This window comes from Agrobacterium vitis (assembly GCF_013337045.2).
Classification (GTDB): domain Bacteria; phylum Pseudomonadota; class Alphaproteobacteria; order Rhizobiales; family Rhizobiaceae; genus Allorhizobium; species Allorhizobium vitis_B.
Genome location: NZ_CP118259.1, coordinates 3314403 through 3325964, shown reverse-complemented (window position 1 = coordinate 3325964; position 11562 = coordinate 3314403). Strand labels below are relative to the sequence as shown.

Sequence of the window (11562 nt, the reverse complement as noted above, 5' to 3'; positions counted from 1 at the left end):
TCATTGGCAATGGGTGCCTCTGAGTCGTTTTCGTGCTGTTACCGACGGAAAGGACAAACTCTGACAACAGTACACACCAAGGGCCGCGCCACTGTCGCGATCCCGCAAAGCCCGGAACGTGGCGTCGATGCCGCAGCCCGCGCGCTTGAGCTGGTCCTCACAAGCCTTGAGGACTCGAAAGCAGAAGATATCGTCTCTATCGACATTGCCGGAAAATCGGCGCTGGGCGACTACATGGTGGTCGTGTCCGGTCGCTCGTCCCGTCACGTCGTGGCGATCTGCGAACATCTCGTTTCCGATCTGAAGGACGAGGGCTTTGGCGCACCGCGCGTCGAAGGTCTTGAGACCGGCGATTGGGTACTGATCGACGCCGGAGACATTATCGTGCATGTCTTCCGCCCTGAAATCCGCGAGTTCTATAACATCGAAAAGATGTGGGCCGCACCGGATATCGAGGAAAGCCGACTGCACTAACCTCTCGCTGGCCGTATATTTGCTGGCCTGGAGATGGTATCGAGCCCGATAAGGCAATGATCGTCGCGTGTTTTCGACGGGATGATCCTTGTCTGCCAAGAAAGCGAGCGGATATCCGCTCGGTTGCCTCTGGTTTTGCGGATCGAACCCTCAAGAGGATGGGATGCGGATAGGCATTGTTGCCGTTGGCCGGTTGAAAGCCGGGCCAGAGAAAGATCTTGTGTCACGCTATCTGGACCGTTTTGCCAAGGCCGGTCCGGCAAGCGGGCTGGAATTTTCCCGGGTCAGCGAGCTGCCGGAAAGCAGAGCCTCCAATTCCGCCACCCGCAAGCGGGAAGAGGCGACGCAGATCGAAAAATCCCTGCCGGACAACCCTCTTGTCGTGGCGCTGGATGAGCGCGGCAAGAGTTGGGACAGCCAGGAATTCGCAGCCTATGTCGGCGACCATAAGGATCGTGGTCGTCGTGACATGGTCATCGTTATCGGCGGGGCCGACGGGTTGGACCCGGATTTTCGCGACCGGGCCGATCTGGTGCTGAATCTAGGAAAGATGACCTGGCCGCATCAGCTGGTGCGCATCATGCTGGCCGAACAGCTCTACCGCGCCGTTACCATCCTCTCTGGCCATCCCTATCATCGGTCCTGACGCATTTCATGCGTACAATACAACATCCTTGTGATCGCCAGGTTTTGTAGATCGTCATGTTTTTTCTTGACAGGCAGCCTCTTGTTTAGCCATAAAACGAGAGAATAGATGTCATGTTTGTTTGACGGGCTGAAGCCGATGCTGGTGTGCAGTTGCAATTTCATCACCGAGAAAGAAATCCGTGACACGATCACGGAATTTCTTGAGCAGGACTGTTGGCAGTTGATCGTGCCTGCAAAGGTCTATCACGCCATGGAAAAGCGTGGTCGCTGTTGTGGGTGCTTCCCGAATGTCGTGGATATCATCGTCTCGACGACCCAGGCCTTCCACGCTCAGCGAAATAGCGATGGCGAAAACCTCGTGAATTTCATGGAGCGCCTGAAGCGTTTCCAGGAAGAGCAGAAAAACGAACTCATCGAACGCCGCAATCGTGTCAGCCGGACCGCCTGATCACCTCCTGCGTTGAGATACTCAAAGCCACCCACAACCCCGCTTCATGCGGGGTTTTTTCGTTCTAGCAGCCTGCATGGGTGTCACGAAGTTCCCGCGCCACTCTCCTATCTTTTTCGTCTTTTTGGAATCATTCTAAAATTAATGCTCGACTTGGCAATTCAATCCTGCTTTTATCGCGCATATCGCTGCGCATGTGATGCGAAGCGTTGTAAAACATTGGAGTGCACTCATAATTCTGTCGGTTGCAGGCAATCGAAGCAATTATCCGTGCCGGTAACCGTTTAGATAGGGGTCCTGCGATGAAGGGCGATGCAAAAGTTATTGAACGTTTGAACCAGGCATTGTTTCTGGAACTGGGTGCTGTCAATCAGTATTGGCTGCACTACCGTCTTCTGGAAGATTGGGGCTATACCAAGCTTGCCAAGAAGGAACGGGCGGAATCCATCGAAGAAATGCAGCATGCCGACAAACTGGTCGAGCGGATCATTTTCCTGGAAGGTCACCCCAACCTTCAGACTCTGGCGCCTTTGCGCATCGGCCAGACGGTCAAGGAAGTTCTTGAGGCCGATCTGGCTGGCGAATACGAAGCCCGGACGTCCTATAAGGAATCCCGCGATATCTGTTATCAGGCTGGTGACTACGTCACCATGAAGCTGTTCGAACAGCTGCTGATGGATGAGGAAGGCCATATCGACTTCCTCGAAACTCAGCTGGAGCTGTTTTCCAAGCTTGGCGCCGAAAAATACGGCCAGCTCAACGCCGATTCCGCCGACGCTTCGGAATAACGTTCTTTCCATGAAAAAGGCCCGGTTTGCAGATGCGAACCGGGCCTTTTCGTTGTTATACCAAGTCTCTGACATGCTGACGCATCCTCGACTTGAAGGCATTGAAAATATCTCAAATGCATCAAAGGCTTGAGATATTTTCAAAAGGAATACGAAGAGTCATTTTCAATGAACCTTCGTATTGTGCACTTATCAGGCGCGAAGCGCCTTTTCGAACAGCCGTCCCATGCGCTCCGCAAAAGCCCGGGCGTCGGCTGGTTTTTCGCCATCGAGAATGCGGGCCTGATCGTAGAGCAGGTGGATCGCATCATTTTGCAGAGCCGGCGTATGCTGGGCGCCCGCCATCGCCTTGACCAGCGCGTGATCGGCATTCAGCTCCAGCACCGGCTTGGAGGTCGAGGCAAGCTGGCCCGCTCCGGCCAATATTTTCTCCAGCTGACGGTCATAACCGCTTTCCGGCGCCACAAGGCAGACGGGGCTTTCCGTCAGCCGGTCTGAGGCGCGGACATCGGCAACCAGATCTTTCAACTGCTCCTTGGCGAGCGCCAGGAAACCGGCAATATCGGCTTTTGCCTGCTCGTTGCTATCCTGGTCGCTATCAGCCCCGGCGTCGGCCTTGGCGAATTTGGCAAGGTCGGCTGCACCCTGGCTGACGGATTTGAAAGTCTTGCCCTCGAATTCCGGCGCATTCATCACCCAGAAACTGTCGATCTGGTCGGAGAGCAGCAGAACCTCAATGCCACGGGCGCGAAAACCTTCCAGCTGCGGCGAGGCCTTCAGCTGTTCGAGGTTGCTCCCGGCCAGGTAATAAATGCTGTCCTGTTCCGGCTTGAGGTCCTTGATATAGTCGGCAAGGCTACGCTGGTCGTCGCCTGATGTCGTGGTGCGAAAACGGGTAAGTCCCAGCAATTGGTTGCGCCGTTCGAAATCCTCATAGAGCCCTTCCTTCAGCACAGCGCCAAAATTTTCCCAGAGCGTCTTGTAGGTTTCCGGCTCGTTCTGGGCCAATTTTTCCACGGAGGTCAGGATGCGATTGGTCACGCCCTTGCGAATGGCAGACAGGATCGGGCTTTCCTGGATCATTTCACGCGACACGTTCAGCGGCAGGTCGGCAGTATCGACCAGCCCACGCACGAAGCGCAGGTAACGCGGCAGAAGTTCGGCATCATCGGTGATGAACACCCGCTTCACATAGAGCTTGATACGGCCCTTGCGGTCGGGATCAAACAGGTCGAAAGGGGGCGTGCCGGGCACAAAGGCAAGGGCGGTATATTCGTGGCGGCCTTCAGCGCGGAAATGCACCGTCAAGGCCGGTTCGTCATATTGTCCGGAAATGCCGCGGTAGAAATCGGCGTATTCCTCGCTGCTGATCTCGGACTTCGAGCGGGTCCAGAGCGCTGTACCTTCGGTGATTCGTGTTGGTTCCTCGCCGGGCTTTTCAACCAGAGTGATCGCCACCGGGACATGGCCTGACTGCTGCTTGACGATCCGTTCCACCCGAGCGCGGGTGGCATAGTCCTTGGCATCCTCCATCAGATGCAGGGTGATCCGGGTGCCACGGGCTGGCGCGTCGTCGGCCTCGATCTCGCTGATGGAATAGCTGCCCTTGCCGTCGGAAGACCAGGCCCAGGCTTGCGCCTCACCAGCACGGCGCGTTGCCACATCCACCCTGTCCGCCACCATGAAGCAGGAATAGAAGCCGACACCAAACTGGCCGATCAGCTGGGCATCCTCGCCGGTCTTGCCGGCTTCCGCCTTGCTGGCCTCAATCCGTTCCATGAAGGCACGGGTGCCGGACCGGGCAATCGTCCCCAGCGCTTCGATCAACTCAGCCCGGCTCATGCCGATGCCATTGTCTTCGAGAATCAATTGCCTGTTATCCGCATCGAGCCGCAGCTGGATGCGGGGATCGGTATCGCTGGTGAGAAGGCCCGGCGTGGTAATCGCCTCATAGCGCAGTTTCTCGCAGGCATCGGCGGCATTGGAGACCAGTTCCCGCAGGAACACATCCTTGTCCGAATAAACCGAATGCACCATCATATGCAGAAGGCGTGCCACATCGGCTTCGAACACATGTGATTCTGGCGTTGTTTCGCCCAGCTTTTCGGCGGTTTCTGTCGACATTGTAACTCCCGTATGACGTGAGGCAGCATGCCTGGACCGGTCCTGTGACCGGTCGCTCGGCATGCGGCAAAAAGAGCATTTTGCTGGCAGCGCAAAGGATGTTCCACCTGCGGCCCGCAACCGCCTTCAGGTGGCGAAAGATCAGGTGAAATTCAAGAGCTGAGATGTGGCGGGATGATCGTCATCCGCTTTTTTTGAGCTAAGCGAACGCATTGATAGGTGCGGGCATGGGGACGTTGGGCGCGCAACAGAATTTGTCCAGCCCTATAGCTGGAACATTCCGCAGCCTTAAGCGTTACAGCGACGTTGGTACGGGCAAAACACCATCTCATTACTGAGCATATTAGTTAAATCTATGAAAGATATGTCGCGCAGTGATCCGTTTGGCAAGTCCCATCGTAAAAGAATGAAACATTCATTGCCGTGGTTTCAACCTTTAAATTGCTCTCGACGCGGCTCGTGGTGCCGCGCGAATGGAGGTCGTAATGAATTCCCTGCAAGCCGATAAGAAGCTCATCAGGATTGCAATGGCCGCACCGTATCTGGAGCGCCAGGAGGAGCATGATCTGGCGGTACGCTGGAAACACGGCAACGACCAAGTGGCCCGCAACCAGATTGCCCATGCCCATATGCGGCTGGTGATTGCCATGGCCTCCAAGTTCCGTGGCTTCGGCCTGCCGCTCGGCGATCTCATTCAAGAAGGCTATATAGGGCTGCTGGAAGCCGCGGCAAGGTTTGAGCCGACCCGAGATGTGCGTTTTTCGACTTATGCCGGCTGGTGGATTCGCGCCTCCATGCAGGATTATATCCTGCGCAACTGGTCCATCGTGCGCGGCGGCACCAGTTCCTCCCAGAAGGCGCTGTTTTTCAACCTGCGCCGGTTGCGGGCTAAGCTTGCCCAGGGCGATCAACGCCTGACCGATCAGGCCATTCATCAGGAAATCGCCACCGCGCTTGGTGTCAGCCTTGCCGATGTCCAGTCGATGGACGCTCGGCTCTCTTCCAATGACACCTCCCTGCAAGCACCGATTTCCAACAATGGTGAAGAGGGGGCGGAGCGGCTGGACATGCTGGCCAGCGATGAGCCGACACCGGACGAGCAGGTGACGGATATGATCGATACCGAGCGTCGCCTGGACTGGCTGCGCGGCGCCATGGCCCATCTGAACGAGCGCGAAATGCGCATCATTCGCGCCCGGCGGCTTTCGGAGGATGGTGCGACGCTTGAAGAGCTGGGCTGTGAGCTTGGTATTTCCAAGGAGCGGGTGCGCCAGATCGAGACCCGGGCGATGGAAAAGCTGAAGGTCGCGCTGGTCCAGGCCAATCCGCAGATGGTGGCGTAACCAGATCAGATAGATCGAGCCAAATCTCTACAGCGTCCTTTGTGCGTTTTATAAAACGCACAAAGGACGCTGTAACGTTTTAAATCTGCTACATAATTCCTTAAATCGATTAGGATTTAAGGAATTATGCATAGGTTATTCCGAGACGATCTTGACCCGGCTGCCGAGCGCCGGGCTTTGCCCGGCGGGAATGGCGTTCAACACCTTGAACAATTCCAGCTTTCGATCCGTTCCCATCATCCTGGCCGACAGGCTGGCCAGCGTGTCGCCTTGTCCAACGGTGACGACCCGGACGCGCAATGGTTTCAGCGTCTTGGCTTCCTCGGGTGTGATGCGGCGGAAGGTTTGGCGCAGAAGATCGGATGTCGGCACCAGCTGGTCGCTGCCTTTTGGAACGGCGGTCAGGAAGCGGAAAATCTGATTGCCCAGTCGCACCACGGTGACGTCGAAATCCCAGCGATCCGCAGAGGCCCTGGCGGTCGCGGCCTCCATGCCATTGATCTTGGTTTCGTGAATGCTGTCCGGCAACAGGCCGGTGACCCAGCCGCTGGAAATATAATTGGTCAGGCTGCGGTTCTGGGTATCCGCCACGCCGTCGAAGCGGATGGCGACATCGCCCGGCCCGGTGGCCATGACCGCTTCCACCTTATTGTCGATCTGAAAACCGTCCGGCACGTCGAAGCGAATGCCGAGGCCGCCATGCAAGAAGGTGTGGCCACGGACATAGCCCTCTTGTGGGCTGTCGCCATACAGCATGCCATCAATGCCATCGAAAAAGTAATCGCGGCCCTTGTCGCCGGTCGATCCGTCGGGTCCGAAGGCGCGGGCATGGTCGCGCGCCAATTCCACCCGCTGCGGTGTGCTGGGGTGACTGGACAGGAAGTCCATGCTCTGGTCGGCATTCGGGTCGGATGAGCTGTAGTGCTGATAGGCGGCCATGGAATCCAGGAAGCGCGCCGCCGCATAGGGATCGTAACCTGCTTCGCCCAGCGTGCGCACCCCGATCGTATCGGCCTGCAATTCCTGCTGGCGTGAGAAGGCAGCCAGCCGCAGCTTGCCACGGGCCAAGGCCTGCTTGCCAGCGAGATCGCTGGACAGGACCTCGGCAACCACCCGGCTGGCGATGACCTCGGCTTCCTCGCGCCGCTGGCGCTCGATGCCATGATTGGCGGTGACATGGGCCATTTCATGCGACAGCACGGCGGCGACTTCCGACGCGTCATTGGCTAGCGCCAACAGGCCACGGGTGACGTAGAGATAGCCGCCGGGCAGGGCAAAGGCATTGATGGCAGGCGAATTCAGAATGGTGATGCGGTAGGACTGCTGCGGGTTTTCAGACACCACCGTCAACGCACCGGCAATTTTCGCCACCAGGCGTTCGGTTTTTTCGTCGTGATATTCGCCGCCATAGCTTGCCACGATACGGGGATGCTCACGCGCACCCATCTGGGCCCGGGGATCGTCCTTTTGGACTTCCTGAACGATCTGCGGTGAAGACGAGGGCGAGATGTTCGGCTGGTAGGACTGCTCAACCATCGACTGGCAGCCGGCAAGCGACAGGGCGGCGATAAGGCCGAGGCTCGCTTTTAATCCAGGGCGCATTTTTCCCACCACCATTCGCGTGGTCTGCCAGGTGCCTCGCTGTGCAGGGGCCATCAGGATCATATTGCAGCGCATCCTAGAAACGTCTTCGTCCCCTTGCCTGTTCAAGCCTTGCCCGCCATTTCGCCGGTATTGCGAAGCGGGATGTTTCACGATTTTTATCCAAATCCTTAACAGCATATTATTGAAATGGATAAAACTGCGCATCGCACAAGATCAGTCAATTGGATAAGAAAATGTTAATGATCGCATTGATTTGTGCTTTGTATGTACCACGCCATGCCAGCCAGTCGCGTCGAAATCATGGCCTCAAAGCCGGTCACGATCATGAAAAGGACCGAGAAAGGTCTTGAGTGCGGCTGGGCCTTCGCCGGAAAGGAAGGTTTTTGCGTCGCAATGCAATAAAATCCGGCCTTGATCCAGAAATAGCACATCATCAGCCAGACGCCGCACATCCTGGGGATCGTGGCTGACGATCAACACGCTCTGGCCGGTTTCGCGGTGCAGATCCAGCAGCAGTTCTGCCATGCTGGCGCGCAGGCCAGGATCGAGGGCGGCAAAAGGTTCGTCCAGCAACAATACCGGCTTGCGCCGCACCAGCGCACGGGCAAAGGCGGCGCGCTGTTTTTCTCCGCCGGAAAGCGTCGCGGGCTTGCGTCGGTCATAGCCACCAAGCCCCACTCTTTCCAGCGCCTCGCTCACCGCCAGCCGATCCGCCGCGCCAAGCCGTAGAGACGGATCGATGCCAAGGCCGATATTGGTGGCGAGATCGAGATGGGCAAACAGGTTATGGTCCTGGAACACCAGCGAGACTGGACGCCTGGCGGGGGGCAGATCGGTGATGTCTTCCGACCCAATTCGGATACGGCCATAATCGGCGATCTCGAATCCGGCAATCAGGTTCAGCAGGGTGGATTTTCCGGAGCCCGACATGCCGGTAATCGCAGTGATCTTTCCGGACGCGATCTGATCGTGGAAAGCAAAACTCTGGTTTCCCAGACGCAGGTGCACGGTGTCGAGTACAATTGCTGCATCGGGAATAATGGCCGTCTCGCTCAAGGTCGATCCTCCGTTTTGCCAGCACTTGAGCCGCCCGCCGTTCCAATCACGGTCAGCACAAGGCAGACAAGGCCGAGCAGCAGCGCCAGACCATCGGCATCGGCGGTGCGGTAGCTGCCTATCCGGCTATAGATCAGCCATGGCAACGTCGCCAGATTATTAGCCCCGAACAGGGCAACCGCCCCAAGGTCTCCAAGCGATAGCGCCATGGCAAAGGACAGGGCCGTCAAGATCGGACGGCGCAGGCCCGGCCAGTCGATATGGCGGACCTTGGCCAGGCCGCCAAGGCCAAGGCTTGCAGACAGGCGCGCCGTGCGGTGGTGATGGGTGGCGATGGCCGGTGCCAAGACCCGCATGGTAAAGGGCAGTGCCATGATCGCATTGATCGCCACCACCACCGGCCCGGCAAAACCTGCTGCATTGCCCATCTGCCGCAGCAGCAGGAACCAGCCGGTGGCCAGCACGATGACCGGCACCAGCAAAACCAGCGAGGATGTTGCGCCAATCAGCCGGGACAGAGTGGTTGCGGCCAGGGTTTTCCGCCGCAGGCCTGCCAGTGCTGTTCTGGCATTGATGAAGACGAGGCTGAGACCCAGCGCCAGCAGGGCGGCGGGAAAGGCGATCGCAAGGCTGAGACCGGCAGCCCGCCAGACCGAGGGATCACCCAGCAGTTTCAAAAGATCGGCTTTGACGCCGGCAAAAGCGATATTGGCAAGCGGCGTGACAAGGAAGAGCAGAGCGACCAGCAGCAAGGCGCCATCCCAGGCCCGCGCTGCCAGCCCCTTGCCATCGAGCCGCAGCACAGGTCGTTCATCGGGTAATGCCTGGTCGTCCGGTGCCGGAAACAGCGCCAAAAGGCCAAGCAGCAGGGCTGTGACGGCCAGTTGCAGGGTGGCCAGGGATACGGCCAAGGGCGGATCGAAATCAAACCGCAACGCCTGATAGATCGCCACTTCCAGCGTGGTGGCGCCCGGCCCGCCGCCTAGCGTTAACACCAGCGTGAAACTGGTGGCGCAGAGCATGAAGATCAGCCCGGCGATGCCGGGAAGCAAGGGGCTGAGGGCTGGCCATTCGATCATCCGGAAAATGGCAACCGGACCCATGCCAAGGCTGGCGGCCATGCGCCAATAATCCGGTGGCACCCGTTCCAGCCCGGCGAGCAGCAGGCGGGTAGCGAGCGGCATGTTGAAAAACACATGGGCAATGAGAATGCCGGTCAGGCCGTAAATGCTGACCGGTGTCTGGCGGCCGAGCAGCGCCAGCAGGTCATTGGCAAACCCATTGCGACCCCAGATGCCGATCAGGCCCAGGGCGCCAATCAGCACCGGCAGGCCCATGGGCAGCGCCATCAGCCGGATCAGCCAGCGACGGCCCCAGAAATGCCGTTGCCGCGCCAGGGCAAGCGCCACAGGCAGGGCAAAGACAAGAGACAGCAATGTCGATAGCCCGGCCTGCACCAGGGTGAAGCGCAGGATGGACAGGGTGTAACTGTCCAGCGCCAGCGGCACGTTGCCACCGGTTGCCACCAGCAAGGCGGTGATTGCCAATCCGATAAACGCAAACAGGCTGGCAAGGCCAATGACCCCACCGGCAATCGGTAGCAGGTTTTGCCGTGCGAGAGCATTTTTGCTTGTCGTTGAACCGCGAAAATGCGCTCGCACTTTGTTTTTGCGCATTTCCGGACGCAAAACCGCTAAACACTTTTGCTGGAAATGCTTGAGAGCCATGCCGGACCTTACTTTGCCGCCATTGCCGCCTGCCATTCCGCAATCCAGCTCTTGCGGTTGGTAGCAACCTCCTGCGGGCTCATCAGGAAGGTCTTGGCTGGCTTGACCAGACGGTCGAAAGCCTCTGGCAGCGGGGTCGAGGTCTTGGTGACTGGCATCATCCAGTTGTTGGTGGGGATCTCATCCTGGAATCCTGACGTCAGCATGAATTTCAGGAAATCCTCGGCCAGTTGCTTGTGCTTGGCATTCTTTAGCAGGCCCGCCACTTCGATCTGGATGTAATGCCCTTCCGAAAAGGACGCGGCCTGATAACGATCGGTGTTTTCTGAAACCATGTGGTAGGCGGGCGAGGTCGTATAGGAAAACACCATCGGCACTTCGCTCTTGGTGAACAGGCCATAGGCTTCCGACCAGCCGGGAGTGACGGTCAGCACCCGATCTTTCAATTTTGCCCAGGCGGCGGGCGCGTCCTTGCCATAGACGGATTTAACCCAGAGCAGCAGGCCAAGCCCCGGCGTCGAGGTGCGCGGGTCTTCGATGACGATCTTCTGGGCGGGGTCTCCCTCCACCAGTTCCTTCAGGCTTTTGGGCGGATTTTTTATGGTCTGGGTGTCATAGACGACGGCGAAATGTCCGTAATCGTAAGGCACGAACATATCGTCTTTAAAGCCGCCAGGCACCTGGGCTGCCGAGGCATCAATGCCGTGCGGGGCGAAAAGTCCGGTCTGCCTGGCTTCCTCGGTGAGATTGGTATCCAGCCCCAGCGCCAGATCTGCCTCGCTGGAAGCGCCTTCCAGCTTCAAGCGGTTCAGCAGTGCCACGCCATCTTCCAGTCCGACAAACTTGACGGTGCAGCCGCAGGTCTTTTCAAAGGTGGCTTTCACCTTCGGCCCCGGGCCCCATTCGGAAACGAAGCTTTCATAGGTGTAGATGGTCAGTACCTTGTCTTCGGCCTGGGCGGCGGGCGTGCCTATAGCGAGAAGCGTCAGTAAAGCGGTTGCTGGGATGGACAAGAACATGCGTGGGGACTGGTCAGCCATGGCTTTTCCTCTTTAATGTCAATAGCGCGAGATGGGAAAAGGCGGTATGGCAGCCGCGCATCTAATCCCTCCGCCGGTGTTAGCCGGATCAGGTTCCGCGGGTTGGCGGCGTCGCCTCTCAGCAATGGCAGACACCATTGCACCCCGTTAGATCTCTAGGAGGTTTAGCGGTGGGGAATGAAACTGACAAGGGGTGATTGGATGGGACGGTGAGTGACCCTTCATTGATCTTGGAGGGCCAGTGGATTTCAATCGTCACGGATCAGTATCGTCATTCATATTGCGCCGAATTTGACGCAAATGAGATAT

10 protein-coding genes and 1 riboswitch are annotated in these 11562 nt (G+C 57.9%); of the genes, 5 read left to right on the top strand and 5 right to left on the bottom strand.

From position 1 onward, the window contains the following. Positions 1-9: 9 nt before the first annotated feature. The 4 genes from rsfS to bfr all read left to right on the top strand — a co-directional run bounded on the left by rsfS (position 10) and on the right by bfr (position 2358). A complete protein-coding gene (gene rsfS, locus G6L01_RS15785) occupies positions 10-474 on the top strand; it encodes a ribosome silencing factor (RefSeq protein WP_060718751.1) in 465 nt (154 codons plus the stop codon). Positions 475-637: 163 nt separating this feature from the next. Continuing rightward, positions 638-1120, top strand: a complete 483-nt coding sequence (rlmH, locus tag G6L01_RS15780; protein ID WP_070166308.1) for a 23S rRNA (pseudouridine(1915)-N(3))-methyltransferase RlmH — start codon at positions 638-640, stop codon at positions 1118-1120. A gap of 138 nt (positions 1121-1258) precedes the next feature. Further along, entirely contained in the window at positions 1259-1570 is a 312-nt protein-coding gene (locus G6L01_RS15775) for a (2Fe-2S)-binding protein (RefSeq protein WP_060718749.1), read from the top strand. A 302-nt stretch (positions 1571-1872) separates the two neighbouring features. Then, a complete protein-coding gene (gene bfr / locus G6L01_RS15770) occupies positions 1873-2358 on the top strand; it encodes a bacterioferritin (RefSeq protein ID WP_060718748.1) in 486 nt (161 codons plus the stop codon). A gap of 192 nt (positions 2359-2550) precedes the next feature. Here bfr and htpG read toward each other — a convergent pair whose 3' ends face one another. Beyond that, the gene (gene htpG / locus G6L01_RS15765; protein WP_070166309.1) at positions 2551-4482 is read right to left on the bottom strand and encodes a molecular chaperone HtpG; all 1932 of its coding nucleotides are present in this window, start codon (positions 4480-4482) and stop codon (positions 2551-2553) included. 485 nt (positions 4483-4967) lie between these two features. On the opposite strand from htpG, the gene G6L01_RS15760 reads away from it, so the two are divergent. Continuing rightward, positions 4968-5825: an RNA polymerase factor sigma-32 gene (locus G6L01_RS15760; RefSeq protein ID WP_015917504.1), complete on the top strand. Its 858-nt coding sequence runs from the start codon at positions 4968-4970 to the stop codon at positions 5823-5825. 135 nt (positions 5826-5960) lie between these two features. Here G6L01_RS15760 and G6L01_RS15755 read toward each other — a convergent pair whose 3' ends face one another. The 4 genes from G6L01_RS15755 to thiB form a co-directional block, all read right to left on the bottom strand. Then, positions 5961-7442: a M48 family metalloprotease gene (locus tag G6L01_RS15755; RefSeq protein ID WP_081344150.1), complete on the bottom strand. Its 1482-nt coding sequence runs from the start codon at positions 7440-7442 to the stop codon at positions 5961-5963. A 294-nt stretch (positions 7443-7736) separates the two neighbouring features. Further along, positions 7737-8486, bottom strand: a complete 750-nt coding sequence (locus tag G6L01_RS15750; RefSeq protein ID WP_070166310.1) for a thiamine ABC transporter ATP-binding protein — start codon at positions 8484-8486, stop codon at positions 7737-7739. After that, positions 8483-10162 (bottom strand): thiamine/thiamine pyrophosphate ABC transporter permease ThiP, encoded by a 1680-nt coding sequence (thiP, locus tag G6L01_RS15745; protein ID WP_234902130.1) that lies wholly within the window; start codon positions 10160-10162, stop codon positions 8483-8485. The genes G6L01_RS15750 and thiP overlap by 4 nt, the downstream gene beginning before the upstream one ends. A 59-nt stretch (positions 10163-10221) precedes the next feature. Continuing rightward, positions 10222-11232: a thiamine ABC transporter substrate binding subunit gene (gene thiB / locus G6L01_RS15740; protein WP_070166340.1), complete on the bottom strand. Its 1011-nt coding sequence runs from the start codon at positions 11230-11232 to the stop codon at positions 10222-10224. Positions 11233-11301: 69 nt separating this feature from the next. Next, a riboswitch (TPP riboswitch) is annotated at positions 11302-11410 on the bottom strand. Positions 11411-11562: the final 152 nt, after the last annotated feature.

What these genes read in the sequence shown, in the direction of transcription:
- htpG (WP_070166309.1), bottom strand. Translation starts at nt 4,482, where the DNA reads ATGTCGACAGAAACCGCCGAAAAGCTGGGCGAAACAACGCCAGAATCA.
- G6L01_RS15755 (WP_081344150.1), bottom strand. Translation starts at nt 7,442, where the DNA reads ATGGTGGTGGGAAAAATGCGCCCTGGATTAAAAGCGAGCCTCGGCCTT.
- thiB (WP_070166340.1), bottom strand. Translation starts at nt 11,232, where the DNA reads ATGTTCTTGTCCATCCCAGCAACCGCTTTACTGACGCTTCTCGCTATA.
- G6L01_RS15760 (WP_015917504.1), top strand. Translation starts at nt 4,968, where the DNA reads ATGAATTCCCTGCAAGCCGATAAGAAGCTCATCAGGATTGCAATGGCC.
- G6L01_RS15775 (WP_060718749.1), top strand. Translation starts at nt 1,259, where the DNA reads ATGCTGGTGTGCAGTTGCAATTTCATCACCGAGAAAGAAATCCGTGAC.
- bfr (WP_060718748.1), top strand. Translation starts at nt 1,873, where the DNA reads ATGAAGGGCGATGCAAAAGTTATTGAACGTTTGAACCAGGCATTGTTT.
- rsfS (WP_060718751.1), top strand. Translation starts at nt 10, where the DNA reads ATGGGTGCCTCTGAGTCGTTTTCGTGCTGTTACCGACGGAAAGGACAA.
- thiP (WP_234902130.1), bottom strand. Translation starts at nt 10,162, where the DNA reads ATGCGCAAAAACAAAGTGCGAGCGCATTTTCGCGGTTCAACGACAAGC.
- rlmH (WP_070166308.1), top strand. Translation starts at nt 638, where the DNA reads ATGCGGATAGGCATTGTTGCCGTTGGCCGGTTGAAAGCCGGGCCAGAG.